16 protein-coding genes are annotated in these 15,073 nt (G+C 56.5%); 15 read left to right on the forward strand and 1 reads right to left on the reverse strand.

The features are described from left to right. Nucleotides 1–115: 115 nt before the first annotated feature. Complete coding sequence (locus tag EV586_RS00005; protein ID WP_132943043.1) at nt 116–601, reverse strand: nitroreductase family protein; 486 nt, start codon at nt 599–601, stop codon at nt 116–118. Between the two features lie 163 nt (nt 602–764). On the opposite strand from EV586_RS00005, the gene EV586_RS00010 reads away from it, so the two are divergent. The 15 genes from EV586_RS00010 (at nt 765) to fliF (ending at nt 15,073) form a co-directional block, all read left to right on the forward strand. After that, nucleotides 765–1,001 (forward strand): hypothetical protein, encoded by a 237-nt coding sequence (locus tag EV586_RS00010; RefSeq protein WP_132943044.1) that lies wholly within the window; start codon nt 765–767, stop codon nt 999–1,001. Between the two features lie 77 nt (nt 1,002–1,078). Further along, the gene (locus tag EV586_RS00015; RefSeq protein ID WP_132943045.1) at nt 1,079–1,243 is read left to right on the forward strand and encodes a DUF2197 domain-containing protein; all 165 of its coding nucleotides are present in this window, start codon (nt 1,079–1,081) and stop codon (nt 1,241–1,243) included. Between the two features lie 115 nt (nt 1,244–1,358). Then, entirely contained in the window at nt 1,359–2,516 is a 1,158-nt protein-coding gene (gene sucC, locus EV586_RS00020) for an ADP-forming succinate--CoA ligase subunit beta (protein WP_132943046.1), read from the forward strand. A gap of 24 nt (nt 2,517–2,540) precedes the next feature. Continuing rightward, the gene (sucD, locus tag EV586_RS00025) at nt 2,541–3,443 is read left to right on the forward strand and encodes a succinate--CoA ligase subunit alpha (protein WP_132943047.1); all 903 of its coding nucleotides are present in this window, start codon (nt 2,541–2,543) and stop codon (nt 3,441–3,443) included. Between the two features lie 65 nt (nt 3,444–3,508). Beyond that, a complete protein-coding gene (gene dprA, locus EV586_RS00030) occupies nt 3,509–4,606 on the forward strand; it encodes a DNA-processing protein DprA (RefSeq protein ID WP_132943048.1) in 1,098 nt (365 codons plus the stop codon). Nucleotides 4,607–4,810: 204 nt separating this feature from the next. Next, nucleotides 4,811–6,919, forward strand: coding sequence for a type I DNA topoisomerase (gene topA, locus EV586_RS00035; protein WP_132943049.1), 2,109 nt, complete (start codon nt 4,811–4,813; stop codon nt 6,917–6,919). A 40-nt stretch (nt 6,920–6,959) separates the two neighbouring features. Then, nucleotides 6,960–8,273 carry an FADH(2)-oxidizing methylenetetrahydrofolate--tRNA-(uracil(54)-C(5))-methyltransferase TrmFO gene (trmFO, locus tag EV586_RS00040; RefSeq protein WP_132943050.1) on the forward strand — a complete coding sequence of 438 codons (1,314 nt, stop codon included), beginning with the start codon at nt 6,960–6,962 and terminating at the stop codon, nt 8,271–8,273. 56 nt (nt 8,274–8,329) lie between these two features. After that, a complete protein-coding gene (gene xerC / locus EV586_RS00045) occupies nt 8,330–9,250 on the forward strand; it encodes a tyrosine recombinase XerC (RefSeq protein ID WP_207893837.1) in 921 nt (306 codons plus the stop codon). Between the two features lie 20 nt (nt 9,251–9,270). Next, on the forward strand, nt 9,271–9,816 hold the full coding sequence (hslV, locus tag EV586_RS00050; protein WP_132943051.1) for an ATP-dependent protease subunit HslV: 546 nt from the start codon (nt 9,271–9,273) through the stop codon (nt 9,814–9,816). Nucleotides 9,817–9,831: 15 nt separating this feature from the next. Next, entirely contained in the window at nt 9,832–11,235 is a 1,404-nt protein-coding gene (hslU, locus tag EV586_RS00055) for an ATP-dependent protease ATPase subunit HslU (RefSeq protein ID WP_132943052.1), read from the forward strand. 28 nt (nt 11,236–11,263) lie between these two features. Further along, nucleotides 11,264–12,028, forward strand: a complete 765-nt coding sequence (codY, locus tag EV586_RS00060; RefSeq protein ID WP_132943053.1) for a GTP-sensing pleiotropic transcriptional regulator CodY — start codon at nt 11,264–11,266, stop codon at nt 12,026–12,028. A gap of 257 nt (nt 12,029–12,285) precedes the next feature. Beyond that, complete coding sequence (gene flgB, locus EV586_RS00065; RefSeq protein ID WP_132943054.1) at nt 12,286–12,699, forward strand: flagellar basal body rod protein FlgB; 414 nt, start codon at nt 12,286–12,288, stop codon at nt 12,697–12,699. 2 nt (nt 12,700–12,701) lie between these two features. Beyond that, nucleotides 12,702–13,154 (forward strand): flagellar basal body rod protein FlgC, encoded by a 453-nt coding sequence (gene flgC, locus EV586_RS00070; RefSeq protein ID WP_132943055.1) that lies wholly within the window; start codon nt 12,702–12,704, stop codon nt 13,152–13,154. Nucleotides 13,155–13,172: 18 nt separating this feature from the next. Next, entirely contained in the window at nt 13,173–13,481 is a 309-nt protein-coding gene (fliE, locus tag EV586_RS00075; protein WP_132943056.1) for a flagellar hook-basal body complex protein FliE, read from the forward strand. 68 nt (nt 13,482–13,549) lie between these two features. Continuing rightward, the gene (gene fliF / locus EV586_RS00080; RefSeq protein ID WP_165898124.1) at nt 13,550–15,073 is read left to right on the forward strand and encodes a flagellar basal-body MS-ring/collar protein FliF; all 1,524 of its coding nucleotides are present in this window, start codon (nt 13,550–13,552) and stop codon (nt 15,071–15,073) included.

Genomic DNA, 15,073 nt, shown 5'->3' on the forward strand with positions numbered 1-15,073 from the left:
CTAAATTAAGCGAGCGCTCCCCCGTTGAGTACCGGAAAGCGCTCGCTGCATAATACATGTCCTTTATTACTGTCTACTTGACGGGGCTACGACCACAGCGACGGGTGTCTTTTGTTTAAGGCAGTTGATGCAGTTTTTCCTGAATCGGGGTGCGCGGTTTGGCTTCCGGCACTTCCAGCGGATAGCCGACCGGCAGGAAGCCGACGATCTCCATCCCCTGCGGCAGTTGGAGCAGTTCACGCACGCGGGGTGAGACGCCAAGCGAGGACCAGCCAGTGCCGACTCCATCGGCGTGGGCGGCCAGCATGAAGTTCTGAATGAAGCAGGCCACCGCTGCGATATGCTCATCCCGGTCGACCGCCGTTTTCGCCGGTGTGGAGGCAACGGCGAGCAGGAGCGGTGCGCCGCCAAAATCGGTCTTGTGCTTCACGTGCGCCCGCGTTTCCGGACCGACCACGCAGACGATCCAAGGCTCGGCCATGCGGTGGTTTGGCGCATAGCTGGCCCAAGTCAGCCACTCCTCGACATGCTCCATCGGCACCGGGTCCGGCTTGAATTGTTTGATGTTGCGGCGGGTGAGAATCGCATCTTTTACATCCATCAGTACGCGCTCCTTTCCAAGTACCAAAAGTATCTCCTAGTAGGATATGTGGGCATACCGAAATTGTAGTATTCCGAATTTTTTTCAACGACGCAAACAGGTTTGTATTTTCCACAAGGTTGGATTATCCTAAGGAAGATGTGTGTGGAAGGGGGCTATGCGGATGGATAAAGCTTCTGTTCGCGCGATGGTGATCAAGAAAGTCGTTGACGAACTCTATCTTGACGAGCAGTTTGTCACCGAGCAGATTGACGCGATGGAAAAGGAGCTTGGCGATGACCTTTACGGCCGCGACACGATCGCGGAAGTAGTCGCCCGCATGCTCGACATCATGGACGACGTGGAGTGGTCCAGCGACAAATCCGGCCTGGTCGACAAGCCTGTCAAGAAAGTAAACTGATCGGCGTACAAGCATCTAAGAGGTAAGGAAGCAGCATACTAGTCTCATCTGTTACCATTCAAAAGGAGTGACGCCAGATGAATCAAGAGTATACGCTTCGCTGTTCGCTCTGCGGCACAACGCATGAAGCGGACGCGGCATCGGTCGAACAGGTACAGGCTGCGAAAGAAGGCAGCTCCACCTTTATCTGCGATACGTGCGGACGCAAAGTGCAGTTCGAAAGCGAACAAAAATTCCGCTAAGAAATTGTCACTGATTTGTCGATTCTTGCAGGACTCGGACGAAACGGGTCGAATATAGAAGTTTGGTTTGGGCAATTGTACATTTTTTCACGAATCAAGTGGAGGAGGAAGCGGAATGAACATCCATGAGTATCAAGGCAAAGCTGTCTTGAAAAAGTATGGCGTCGCGGTTCCGAACGGCCGCGTGGCCTTTACGGTAGATGAAGCAGTACAGATCGCTGAAGAACTGGGCGGCAAAGCTGTAGTGAAAGCACAGATCCATGCAGGCGGCCGCGGCAAGGCAGGCGGCGTCAAGCTCGGCAAGAGCGTTGACGAAGTACGTACATACACAGAACAGATTCTCGGCATGACCTTGGTCACGCATCAGACCGGCCCGGAAGGCAAGGTTGTCAACCGCCTCCTGATCGAAGAGCTGTCCGACATCAAGAAAGAGTACTACATCGGCCTCGTCGTCGACCGCGCGACCCAGCGCGTCGTCATGATGGCGTCTGAAGAAGGCGGCACCGAGATCGAAGAAGTGGCAGCAGCAACTCCGGAGAAGATCTTCAAAGAAGCGATCGACCCGGCTGTCGGTCTGGCTGCTTTCCAAGCGCAAAAGCTGGCGTACGCGATCAACATCCCGAACGAGCTGGTCAAGCAGGCTGTGAAGTTCATGCAAGGCCTGTACAACGCTTTCGTTGAAAACGACTGCTCGATCGCTGAGATCAACCCGCTCGTCGTCACCGGCGACGGCCGCGTTGTCGCGCTGGATGCGAAGCTGAACTTCGACTCCAACGCCCTGTTCCGCCATGCGGACATCCTCGAACTGCGCGATCTGGAAGAAGAAGATCCGAAAGAGATCGAAGCTTCCAAGTTCGACCTGACCTACATTGCACTCGAAGGCAACATCGGCTGCATGGTCAACGGTGCAGGCCTGGCGATGGCGACGATGGACACCATCCAGCACTACGGCGGCACCCCGGCGAACTTCCTTGACGTAGGGGGCGGCGCGACCACTGAGAAAGTTACGGCTGCCTTCAAGATCATCCTGTCTGACGAAAACGTCAAAGGCATCCTCGTCAACATCTTTGGCGGCATCATGAAGTGTGACACCATCGCAGAAGGCGTTGTCGCAGCTGCGAAAGAGATCGGCCTCAACCAGCCGCTCGTCGTTCGCCTCGAAGGCACCAACGTCGAGCTCGGCAAGAAGATCTTGAACGAGTCCGGCCTGAACATCGTCGCAGCAGACAGCCTCGCGGACGCAGCGCAAAAGATCGTCGCATTGGTGAAGTAATACGAGCGGAGGAGGGTAACCCAAATGTCTATCTTGATTAACAAAGATACGAAGGTCATGACCCAGGGCATCACGGGTAAAACGGGCCTTTTCCATACAAAGCAAGCGATTGAATACGGAACGAACATGGTTGCAGGCGTAACCCCGGGCAAAGGCGGCACCGAAATCGAAGGCGTGCCGATCTTCAACACCGTGCTGGAAGCGAAGAACGCGACCGGCGCAAACGTTTCGGTCGTGTACGTTCCGCCGGCGTTTGCAGCAGACTCGATCTTGGAAGCGGTAGACGCTGACCTCGATCTCGTCATCTGCATCACCGAGGGCATCCCGGTCATGGACATGATCAAAGTGCGTCGCTTCATGGAAGGCAAGCGCACCCGCCTGATCGGTCCGAACTGCCCGGGCGTGATCACGCCGGGCGAGTGCAAGATCGGCATCATGCCGGGCTACATCCACACCCCGGGCCGCGTGGGCGTTGTTTCCCGCTCCGGCACCTTGACCTATGAAGCGGTGCATCAGCTGACCACGGAAAACATCGGTCAATCCACCGCAGTCGGCATCGGCGGCGACCCGATCAACGGCACCAACTTCATCGATGTTTTGGAACTGTTCCAAAACGACCCGGACACCGACGCGATCATCATGATCGGCGAAATCGGCGGCACTGCGGAAGAAGAAGCGGCTGAGTGGATCCAAGCGAACTGCACCAAGCCGGTTGTCGGCTTCATCGCAGGCGCAACCGCACCTCCGGGCAAGCGCATGGGCCACGCAGGCGCGATCATCTCCGGCGGCAAGGGCACCGCAGCTGAAAAGATTGCGGCGATGGAAGCAGCGGGCATCCGCGTAGCTCCGACCCCGTCCGACCTCGGCTCGACCATGGTCGCACTGCTCAAGGAAAAAGGTCTGCTTGAAAAAGTGACCGTGAAGTAATTTCACACAATCAGCAAGAGAGACTCCTGGGAGTCTCTCTTTTTTATCCGAGAGGGGGAACGTTTGTGCGCGTTGACGATATTTTGCTATGGCTGTCTGTAACGCCCGGCGCAGGCGGGGTTACGGTGCGCCGGCTGTATGACACGTTTGGCTGTTGGGAGAGCGTGTGGGCGGCCGGGGAAGCGGAGATGGAGCGGCAGTCCGGGGTGAAGAAGCAGATCATCCGCTCCCTGGTCGCGACCCGGGCCTCTTTTGACCCGGTGGCGGTGCGCAAGCAGTTTGAGCCGCAAGGGGTGCGCTACGTTTCGCAGGTAAACGGTGAATATCCGCAGATCCTGCATACGCTGTACGATCCGCCTGCAGGTCTGTTTGTGATCGGGACGATTCCGCGAACGGGCGCTGCGGCGCTCGCTGTCGTCGGCGCGCGGACGCTGACCGCCTACGGGCGGCTGGCGACGGAGCGGCTGGTGACAGAGCTTGCTGCAAGCGGCTTGACGATCGTCTCCGGCTTGGCGCGGGGTATCGACACAGCGGCACACCATGCGGTGCTGCAGGCGGGCGGACAGACGATCGCGGTGCTCGGGAGCGGCGTGCTGCAGATCTACCCCCGGGAGAATGTCACCCTCGCGCATCGCATCGCCGACGGCCATGGCGCCGTGCTCTCCGAATATCCCCCGCATGCTCCCGGCCGTCCACAGAATTTCCCGGTCCGCAACCGGATCATCTCCGGTCTTTCGCAAGCCACCCTCGTCGTCGAAGCGGGTGAAAAAAGCGGTTCGCTGATCACCGCCGACCAAGCGCTCGAACAAGGCCGCGACGTCTATGCCGTCCCCGGACCGATCACCTCCCCGGCCAGCGCCGGCACCAACCGTCTGATCCAACAAGGTGCCAAGCTCGTGCTGTCCGCCGCTGATCTCCTCGAAGACTACGAGTTTTCCCTCCCGCAAAACACAACGCATTTCCCGCAACATGACCTGACGTATCTGCCCTCCGAGTTCCGTATCCTTTTCGAAGCACTCGGCCATGAAGCAGCCACGCTAGACGAACTGCATCTTCACACCGGACTCCCCCTTGGCCAGCTGCACAGCACGCTGTTGCGGTTGCAGTTGCAAGGGGAGATCGCCGCCTTGCCTGGCAACCGTTTCCTGCGCGTCAAACGGTAAGCAAGAGAGGGTGCGACCCTCTCTTTTTTGGTTGCCACCGTTTGCCGTTTGTGCGGTTTGGATAATACTAATCCATGAGTTCATGCATAAAAAATATCGTTTTGTCGTGACAAACGGTGATTTCTTGATATATATTGGTACATAGCATCTCGGATTTGGCTTATGAAAACGCATTCTAATACATAAAGAAAGGAGGAGAGAGTCGTGTCCGATTATCTCGTAATCGTCGAATCTCCCGCCAAAGCAAAGACGATCGGCAAATACCTTGGGAAAAAATACGTGGTCAAAGCGTCGATGGGTCACGTTCGCGATTTGCCCAAATCGCAGCTTGGCGTAACTGTAGAAGACGACTTCTCTCCGAAATACATAACCATTCGTGGAAAAGGCGACATTTTGAAAGAGCTGCGCGACGCCCGCAAAAAAGCGAAACAAGTTTTTCTCGCAGCCGACCCGGATCGCGAAGGTGAAGCGATCGCGTGGCATTTGGCGCATATTCTCGATGTGGACACTGCGACACCTTGCCGCGTGGTCTTCAACGAGATCACCAAAGACGCCGTCAAAGAAGCGTTCAAACATCCGCGCTCGATCAATATGAACTTGGTCAACGCCCAGCAGGCCCGCCGCATTTTGGACCGTCTCGTCGGCTATCAGATCTCCCCCCTTCTATGGAAGAAAGTCAAAAAGGGGCTGTCTGCCGGCCGCGTCCAATCGGTCTCGGTGCGCTTGATCATCGACCGCGAAAACGAAATCCGCGCCTTCGAGCCGGAGGAGTACTGGACGCTCACCGCTCATTTCAAAATTGACAAAAGCAAATTTGAAGCAAGATTCCACGGTTTCGGAGAAGAGAAAAAAGAATTGAAATCGGAGGCGGACGTGCTGGAGATCCAGCAGAAGATCGCCGGTCAGAATTGGGTCGTGCAATCGGTCAAGATGACCGAGCGCAGACGCAACCCGTCCGCGCCGTTCACCACCTCCACCCTGCAGCAGGAAGCAGCCCGCAAATTAAACTTCCGCGCATCGAAGACGATGTCGCTCGCCCAGCAGCTCTATGAAGGGATCGACATCGGCGGCGAAGGGACGGTCGGTTTGATCACGTATATGCGTACCGACTCTGTCCGCATCTCTCCGATCGCACAAGAGGAAGCGAGAGAATATATCACGGAGGAATTCGGCGCGGACTATTATCCGCCCGAACCGCGCAACTACGCGACCAAGTCTAAAGGCGCACAGGAAGCGCATGAAGCGGTACGCCCCTCTTCGGTGCTGCGGCACCCGGACAAGATCAAGGAATTTTTGAGCCGCGACCAGTTCCGCCTCTACAAGTTGATCTGGGACCGCTTTGTCGCTTCGCAGATGGCGTCGGCGGTGCTCGATACGATGACGGTCGACATTGCCGTCGGCGAGACGCGTTTTCGCGCGACCGGGTCGAAGATCAAGTTCCCTGGCTTCATGACCTTATATATTGAAGGAAATGATGAAGGGAAGGACGAAGACGAGAAATTCCTGCCGCCGATGGAAGAAGGGCAGCAGCTGAAAGACCCCGAGGTCGAGCCGAAACAGCACTTTACGCAGCCGCCGCCCCGCTATACGGAAGCGCGCCTCGTCAAGACGATGGAGGAGATCGGCATCGGACGCCCGTCCACCTATGCGCCGACCTTGGAGACGATTCAGAAGCGCGGCTACGTGCTGCTCGAAGAGAAGCGTTTCGTACCGACCGAGCTTGGCGAGATCGTGCACGAGATGATGGAAGAGTTCTTCCCGCAGATCGTCGACGTCGATTTCACTTCCAACATCGAGCAAGAGCTCGACGAAGTGGAAGAAGGCGACATCGACTGGGTGAAAGTGCTCGGCGAGTTCTACGTGGATTTTGAAAAGCATCTGCGGATCGCCGAAGAAGAGATGAAGCATGTCGAGCTCCAGGAGGAAGTCTCCGATGTCCCCTGTGAGAAATGTGGGAAGCTGATGGTATACAAACACGGCCGCTACGGCAAGTTTTTGGCTTGCCCGGGTTTCCCGGACTGCCGCAACACCAAGCCGATTTTAAAAGAGATCGGCGTTGCTTGCCCGAAATGCAAGGAAGGGCAGCTCGTCGAGCGCAAAGGCAAGCGCCGCCGCGTCTTCTTCGGCTGTGACCGCTATCCGGAATGCGATTTCATCATCTGGGATCGTCCGACCGGCCAACCTTGCCCGGAATGCGGCGAACCGCTAGTCATAAAACGCACCGGAAAAGGTGAAGGTAAAGAAGTCATCCAGTGTTCCGGTGCGGAATGCAACCATAAGGAAGAAGTGACCGCAGAGGGCAAACAGGGGTAGTTTGCCCCTGTTTTTTGTGGTACGAAAGGAGACATACATCATGACACAACCGATCACAGTCATCGGAGCGGGGCTGGCAGGTTCGGAGGCAGCGTGGCAGATCGCCAAGCGCGGCCATCAGGTCAACCTGTACGAAATGCGCCCTGTTCGCAAGACTGATGCACATAAAACGGAAAACTTCGCCGAGCTGGTCTGCTCGAACTCCCTGCGCGGAGCTTCGCTGACCAATGCGGTCGGCCTGTTGAAAGAAGAGATGCGCCGCCTCGACTCGGTGATCATCACTTCGGCCGACAAGACGGCCGTTCCGGCAGGCGGTGCGCTTGCTGTCGACCGCGATGTGTTCTCCGGGGAAGTGACGCACCGCGTCATGGAGCACCCGAACATCAACGTCATCCGCGAAGAGATCACCGAGATTCCCAAGGAAGGCATCGTGATTATCGCCAGCGGTCCGCTGACCTCACCGCACCTGTCGCAAGCGATTCTGGAGCTGACCGGGGAGGAGTATCTGTATTTTTACGATGCGGCCGCTCCGATCATCAACAAGGAATCGATCAACTTTGACAAAGCGTACATCGCCTCCCGCTATGACAAAGGCGAAGCAGCATACATCAACTGCCCGATGACCGAAGAGGAGTACAACGCGTTTTACGAAGCGCTGATCACGGCGGAAGGCGTTCCGCTCAAAGAGTTTGAGAAAGAGATCTTCTTTGAAGGGTGTATGCCGATCGAAGTGATGGCCAAACGCGGCCGCCAGACGATGCTGTTCGGTCCCTTGAAACCGGTCGGCCTCCCCGACCCGCGCACCGGCAAAGAGCCGTTTGCCGTCGTGCAGCTGCGCCAAGACAACGCGACGGCGACGCTCTACAACATGGTTGGCTTCCAGACCCATCTCAAGTGGGGCGAGCAGAGCCGGGTGTTCCAGATGATCCCGGGCCTGGAGAACGCCGAGATCGTGCGCTTTGGCGTCATGCATCGCAACACTTACATCAACTCGCCGAACTTCCTGCGCCAGACCTACCAGACGAAAGTGCGCGACAACCTGTTTTTTGCAGGCCAAATTACCGGGGTGGAAGGCTATGTCGAATCGGCAGCGGCCGGCCTGATCGCAGGCATCAACGCGTCGCGCCTGCTCGAAGGCAAGGAGCCGCTCGAGTTCCCGCGCGAGACGGCGATCGGCTCACTCGCGTATTACATCACACACACCAGCGGCAAGAATTTTCAGCCGATGAACGCGACGTTTGGGCTGCTTCCGCCGCTGGAGAAAAAGATCCGCAACAAGATGGAGAAAAACGAAAAGATCTCCGAGCGCGCTCTAAACAGCCTTGGGGACTTTGTGACTGAACAACAGCTGTAAATCGGTCTAAAGCGCCCTTTTTTTACATAGGGTTGCAGGAAAAGGCGGGGATTACGATGGAACAGCCGCTCGTCTGGCCGCCGATGATCGATCATCAGGTGGACTTGTACATGCAGTATCTCGCCGTCGAGAAGAAGGTCTCGCACCACACGCTCGACCATTATTATTCCGACCTCGAACAGTTCATCGCCTTCATGCTGGGCGAAGGGCGCGCATCGTTTGCCGACATCACCCACCTTGACGTGCGCACGTTTGTCGGCCGCATGGCGCGCGACCGCGCGAAGAAGACGATCGCGCGCAAAATTTCGGCGCTCCGCTCCTTTTACGCTTTTTTGCGGCGCGAAGGATTTGTGGAGAAGAACCCGGCGAAAGATGTGCACCTGCCGAAGTTGGAGCGCCGTCTGCCGAACTTTTTGTACCTCGATGCGGTGGAGCGCCTGATGAATGCGCCCGACACCACCACACTGCTGGGGCTGCGCGACAAGGCGCTCCTTGAGCTGTTGTACGCCTCTGGCGTGCGGGTCAGCGAATGTGTCGGGCTCGACCGCTCCGACCTCGATCTCGACCTCGGAGCGGCGCTCGTCTTCGGCAAAGGCTCCAAAGAGCGTTATGTCCTGCTCGGGTCGCCTGCCGTCAGCGCCTTGCGCCGCTATCTGGCCGACGCTTGGCCGCTCTTGCGCCAGCAGGCGGGCGGAGAGGACCGCCCGGTGTTTCTCAACCACAAAGGAACGCGGCTCTCCGACCGCAGCGTGCGACGTATTCTCGACAAATACGTAGTACAACTTGCCGGGATGCAAAAAGTGTCTCCGCACACGCTGCGCCACACGTTTGCCACTCATCTGCTCGACCATGGCGCTGATTTGCGGGTCGTGCAGGAACTGCTCGGCCACGCCAGTCTGTCCAGTACGCAGATCTATACGCACACGACTCGCGAGCATCTGGAGCGTGTCTACACCAAGGCCCATCCGCGGGCTTAACGAGAGAGGGGACGGGAAGTATGAGTCAAAGCCAATTCCACTCCACGACGATCTTCGCCTGCCGCCGCAACGGCAAAGCTGCGATGGCAGGCGATGGTCAGGTCACATTTGGCCAAAACATGGTCATGAAAAACGGCGCCAAGAAAGTCAGACGCCTGTTTCGCGGCGAAGTCGTCGCCGGGTTTGCCGGATCGGTCGCCGATGCGTTTACGCTGTTTGACCTGTTCGAAGGAAAGCTCGAAGAGTTCCACGGCAACCTGCAGCGGGCTGCTGTCGAACTGGCCAAAGACTGGCGCACCAGCAAGATGATGAAGAACCTCGAAGCGATGCTGATCGTGATGAACCGCGACCATCTGCTGCTCGTCTCGGGCAACGGGGAAGTGATCGAGCCGGATGACGACATCATCTCGATCGGTTCGGGCGGCTCCTTCGCCTTGGCGGCCGGACGCGCGCTGTATCACCACACCGAGCTCAGCGCCCGCGAGATTGCAGAGAACGCCTTGAAGACGGCGGCAGACATCTGCGTGTACACCAATCACAACATCATCGTCGAAGAGATCGGCTAAGAGGAGGGGAACGCTATGAACAAAATGAAAGACCTGACCCCAAAGCGGATTGTCGAAGAACTCGATAAATATATCGTTGGCCAAAGCAAAGCGAAAAAGGCGGTCGCCGTGGCCTTGCGCAACCGCTACCGCCGCTCGCTGCTCGCCGAAGACATCATCGAGGAAGTGACGCCGAAAAACATCCTGATGATCGGACCGACCGGCGTCGGCAAAACGGAGATCGCTCGCCGCCTCGCCAAACTGGTCGGCGCGCCTTTCATCAAAGTCGAAGCGACCAAGTTCACCGAAGTCGGTTATGTCGGGCGTGACGTGGAGTCGATGGTACGCGATCTGGTCGAAACGGCGATCCGCATCGTGAAGGCGGAAAAAATGGCGGAAGTCGATGAAAAGGCGAAGTTTATGGCGGAGGACCGCCTTGTTTCCCTGCTCGTTCCCGACCCGTCGAAAAACAAAAATTTCAAAAATCCGTTTGAAATGCTGTTTAGTGGCAATGCTGGTACACAACAAGACGAAAATGCACAGGATTCGTATGAGATCCGACAAAAACGAAGCGAAGCTCGCAGACGTTTGGAAAGCGGAGAGCTGGAAGACCAGATCATCGAAGTCGATGTCGAAGACAACACGCCTGGCATGATGGACCTGCTTGGAAACGGCGCCGGCATGGAGGGGCTTGGCATGAACAACCTCCAGGAGATGCTGGGCAACATGATGCCCAAGCGCCGCAAGAAGCGCAAAGTCCCGATCCGCGAGGCGCGCAAGCTGCTTGCGCAGGAAGAGGCGCAAAAGCTGATCGACATGGACGAAGTGACCGCCGAGTCTGTACGGCGCGCCGAACAGTCCGGCATCATCTTTATCGATGAGATCGACAAGATCGCCGGCAAGGAGCGCGGCGGTCCCGATGTCTCCCGCGAAGGCGTGCAGCGTGACATTCTGCCGATCGTCGAAGGTTCGACCGTGATGACCAAATACGGTTCGGTCAAGACCGACTACATTCTTTTCATGGCAGCCGGCGCATTCCACATCTCCAAACCGAGCGACCTGATCCCGGAGCTGCAAGGCCGCTTCCCGATCCGGGTCGAACTGACGAGCTTGTCCAAAGAAGACTTCCAGCGCATCCTCACCGAACCGAGAAACGCGCTGATCAAGCAGTACATCGCGCTGCTAGAGACGGAAGGCATCAAAGTCGAGTTTACCGAAGAAGCGATCGGCAAACTCGCTGAACTCGCCACCACCGTCAACCAGGAGACCGATAACATCGGAGCAAGACGCCTGCACACGCTGCTGGAAAAACTGCTCGAAGACCTCTCCTTTGAAGCGTCCGACGTGCTGCTCGACAAAGTGGTGATCACCCCGGCCTACGTCGCGGAGAAACTGGAAGGCATCGTGAAGAACAAGGATCTCAGCCACTATATCCTGTAGGCATACCTCAGGAGGGTACCAGGCTGATATGGAACTTTTAAGCAAAACGCGGGTATTGAACCAATTGCTGCAACGTACGGACGGCATGAAGGTGGTCTTTGATGAAATGACCGCATCCTTGCGCGACATCGTTTTTACCAACGTCTTCTTGACGGATGATAATGGCCGGCTGCTCGGCCATGCGCTCTCCGGGATGTTTGATGTCTCGCAGTTTCCAAAGGATGCAGCAGGGATGATCTGCCTGCCGAAAGACTTTGTGGCAAAACTCCACAGCAATGATCTCACACGCATCAACTTACAGGAGGACACCCCGTTTTGCAGTGCGGCAGGGGACGGTACGTACCTGTCGATCGTGCCGATTCGCGGCAACGGCGAACGGATGGGGACGCTGCTCTTAACGCGCCAGGGCGAAGAGATGACCGAAGAGGACATCGTGCTCGCAGAATACAGCGCCTCACTGATCGGCCTTGAGCTGGTCCGCGCCGCTTCGCAGAAGAAAGTGCAGGAAGGCCGCGACCGCTCGATCGTGCAGATGGCGGTCAGCTCCCTCTCCTTCTCGGAGTTGGAAGCGGTAGACCACATCTTCGCGGAGCTGAACGGCCGTGAAGGGCTGCTCGTCGCCTCCCGCATCGCCGACCGCGTCGGCATCACGCGCTCCGTGATCGTCAACGCCTTGCGCAAATTGGAAAGCGCAGGCGTTGTGGAAGCGCGCTCGCTTGGGATGAAAGGCACGCACATTAAAATCTTGAACGAGAAGCTTCTTCCATTGCTGGAAGATATGAAATCGAAATAGCAAACAGGGCGCGGACTCAGGTCCGCGCCCTGTTTTGTTGTTCATGTAAATGGCAAAGAAATCAGCAGGATATTGACAAAGTAAGGTCGAAAGTCCATCAGAAGAATAATGTCGAGTAAGGTCGAAAGTCCCTAGTAAGATTTTAGTTAGAGTTATAAAATGGTGAGTGGCAGTTTCAATTGGATTGTCGAATCATGAAGGAATTTCGCACATCTCGCAGAAATATTATCTTACTATCAAATCGTAAGGGTGATTGTATGTCGTTAATTAACAACAACCGCGCTATCACCTTGCTGGAGCGTTCGCTGGATGCTGCGAGCTTGCGGCAGAAAGTGATTTCAAACAACCTCGCAAATATCGACACGCCGAATTACAAACGCAGCGATGTGTCTTTTGAACAGACTCTGCAGCAAGTGTTGCAAGGTAATGCGCTGAGCGGACGCCGCACCGATGCGCGGCACATCCAAATTGGCACTTCTTCCGTAGCGGAAGTCGAGCCGGAGATCGTGACCGACCGCACGACTTCGATGCGCCAGGACGGAAACAACGTGGACATCGATGTCGAGATGACCAATCTCGCAGAGAACCAGATTCTCTACAATGCGTTATCGCAGCGAATCAACGGCAAGTTCGCCACGCTCAAGTATGCGATCAGTGAAGGGAAGCGATAAGGATGGGAGTATTCGACAGCATTAACATCAGTGCTTCGGGGCTGACGGCACAGCGTATGCGCCTCGACGTTATCGCCGGCAATATCGCCAATGCCAACACGACGCGCGGCGTGGACGGCCAGCCGTACCGCCGGCAGATCGTCACGTTTGGCGAGCGCACGCAATCGTTCCAAAACGTGCTGAACCAAGAACTGGGTCAGTCGGCCGGACAAGGCGTTCGTGTGACCGGAATTGTCAGAGATGAGACGCCGTTCAAACTGGTCTACGACCCGAACCACCCGGATGCGGTCAAGACGCCGGGCGATCCGATGTACGGCTACGTGCGGATGCCCAATGTCGACATCGCGCGGGAGATGGTCGACATGATCTCCGCGACCCGCAGTTACGAAGCGAGCGTAACGGCGGTCAACGCCGCCAAAGCACAGGCGATGAAAGCGCTGGAAATCGGCAAATAGGAAGGAGGAGCGGGATAGATGATTCAGGGAGTCAACAAACTGATGCAGCCGGCCGCCCTTGAAGGGGTTAAAGCCCTGCAGGCGCCGGATACCAAAAAGGCGGAAGGCCCGTCCTTCTCCGACGTGCTGACACAGGCGATTGAAAGCGTCAACACGCAGCAAAAGCAAGCGGATGTGCTGACCGAGGCGCTGGCCAGCGGACAAGCACCAGATTTGCATACGGTGATGATCGCAGCGGAAAAAGCAACGATCTCTTTCCAGTTGATGGTGCAGGTGCGAAACAGAGCGATGGAAGCGTACCAAGAAGTCATGCGCATGCAGGTCTAGGGGTAGAGGCTTGCGTGATCTAGCAGTAGGCATGTGTGGGGAGTAAGAAGTGACGACGAGGTGAAATCGTGAACCAGCAGTTTAAGCAATTATTCGAAAAACTCTTGGGGTATTGGAAGCAGCTCGAGAAAAGACAACGCCGGAACCTGATCCTTGTTGGCGTCTTCTTTATACTCACCGTATCCTTGCTCTCTTGGTTCGCTTTTCGCCCGAATTATGTAGTGGTATTCGCGAATCAAACGCCTGCGAGTTTGGGTGAGCTGTCACAAAAGCTCGATGAATTGAAGATCCCGAACCAAGTGGGAAGCGATTCGATCTCCGTGCCGGAACAATACCAGCATGAAGCGACGATGAAGCTTGCGATGGAAGGTCTCCCGCAAACCGGTACGCTCGGCTATTCCGTCTTTGACAAGACCGATCTGGGCATGACGGCAAAGGAGTTCGATGTCCGCTACCAGCAGGCGATCGAAGGCAACATTGCCAACGCGATCCGAACGATCAAGGGAGTGCAGGATGCGAAGGTCAGTGTTGTGCAGGCGGAAGAGAAGTTATTCGTTGCGCAAGAGCAGCAAAATGCCAAAGCTTCGGTCTTGCTGGCTCTGGCGCCGGGCATGCAGCTGACGAATGAGCAGGTCACCGGCATTCAGCAGCTCGTGTCACACTCGGTCAAAGGGCTTGTTCCGCAAAACGTCACCATCGTGGACCAAAACGGCACGCGTCTGGTCGATGATGCCGGTGAAGCATTGGCGGCGAATGGTTCCAGCAGCCAACTGACCAAGCAGCAGCAAATCCAGATCCAAGTCGAACAGGAAGCTACTAAAAAGATTCGTAATGCATTGGAGCGGATTGTCGGTCTCAACAACGCAGCCGTTGTGGTTCATGCAGATGTTGATTTCAACAAGCGCTCATGGACCGATAAGAAGCTGACCCCGCCGATCGAAGGGGCCACGACCGGGGGTGTGATTTCGCAGCGTGAGAGCAGCGAGGAAACCCAAGGCACGACCGGGGGCGGCGCTGCCGGCCAGCAGCAGAACAACAACAATCAGCAGCAGCTGGTCAACGGCGGCCAAGGCACGCAGTCTTCGTCCAAGAAGGACGACACCACCAACTTCGAGTGGAACACGTACGTGGAAAATGGCGCAACGTCCGAATACCGCGTCCAGCAATATACGGTTTCCGTGCTGCTGAACAAAGAATCGATGACCCCGCAGGAACGTGAGGACATCACCAACTTTGTCTCCACGGCGATCGGCCGCAAAAACGACGGAACGGCGAACGACGTAATCACCGTCACCGGCAAATCGTTTGTTGCGCCGGCCAACCCTTTCGAAACGGAAGCGTTCTATCAGCAGCCGTGGTTCCTCGGCGCGATGGCAGCGGCGCTCGTTCTCCTCGGCGGAGGCGCGTATGCGCTGACCCGCCGCCGCAAGCAGACCGACGTTCCGGTGCTCGAAGCGCCGGTGACGAAAGAGATCGCGGTGGCGATGGAAGAATCCGAATCGCAAAAGATGAAAAAGCAGCTCGAAAAGCTGGCAAATCAAAAACCGGAAGAATTTGTCAACCTGTTGCGTACCTGGTTGGTAGAAGAGTAG

Source organism: Tumebacillus sp. BK434, assembly GCF_004340785.1.
Classification (GTDB): domain Bacteria; phylum Bacillota; class Bacilli; order Tumebacillales; family Tumebacillaceae; genus Tumebacillus_A.

Bases quoted from the DNA above. Each gene is read 5' to 3' on its own strand.
- codY (WP_132943053.1), top strand. From the start codon at position 11,264: ATGGAACTTTTAAGCAAAACGCGGGTATTGAACCAATTGCTGCAACGT.
- sucC (WP_132943046.1), top strand. From the start codon at position 1,359: ATGAACATCCATGAGTATCAAGGCAAAGCTGTCTTGAAAAAGTATGGC.
- EV586_RS00005 (WP_132943043.1), bottom strand. From the start codon at position 601: ATGGATGTAAAAGATGCGATTCTCACCCGCCGCAACATCAAACAATTC.
- EV586_RS00015 (WP_132943045.1), top strand. From the start codon at position 1,079: ATGAATCAAGAGTATACGCTTCGCTGTTCGCTCTGCGGCACAACGCAT.
- fliE (WP_132943056.1), top strand. From the start codon at position 13,173: ATGATTCAGGGAGTCAACAAACTGATGCAGCCGGCCGCCCTTGAAGGG.
- trmFO (WP_132943050.1), top strand. From the start codon at position 6,960: ATGACACAACCGATCACAGTCATCGGAGCGGGGCTGGCAGGTTCGGAG.
- sucD (WP_132943047.1), top strand. From the start codon at position 2,541: ATGTCTATCTTGATTAACAAAGATACGAAGGTCATGACCCAGGGCATC.
- flgB (WP_132943054.1), top strand. From the start codon at position 12,286: ATGTCGTTAATTAACAACAACCGCGCTATCACCTTGCTGGAGCGTTCG.
- flgC (WP_132943055.1), top strand. From the start codon at position 12,702: ATGGGAGTATTCGACAGCATTAACATCAGTGCTTCGGGGCTGACGGCA.
- hslU (WP_132943052.1), top strand. From the start codon at position 9,832: ATGAACAAAATGAAAGACCTGACCCCAAAGCGGATTGTCGAAGAACTC.
- xerC (WP_207893837.1), top strand. From the start codon at position 8,330: ATGGAACAGCCGCTCGTCTGGCCGCCGATGATCGATCATCAGGTGGAC.
- hslV (WP_132943051.1), top strand. From the start codon at position 9,271: ATGAGTCAAAGCCAATTCCACTCCACGACGATCTTCGCCTGCCGCCGC.
- EV586_RS00010 (WP_132943044.1), top strand. From the start codon at position 765: ATGGATAAAGCTTCTGTTCGCGCGATGGTGATCAAGAAAGTCGTTGAC.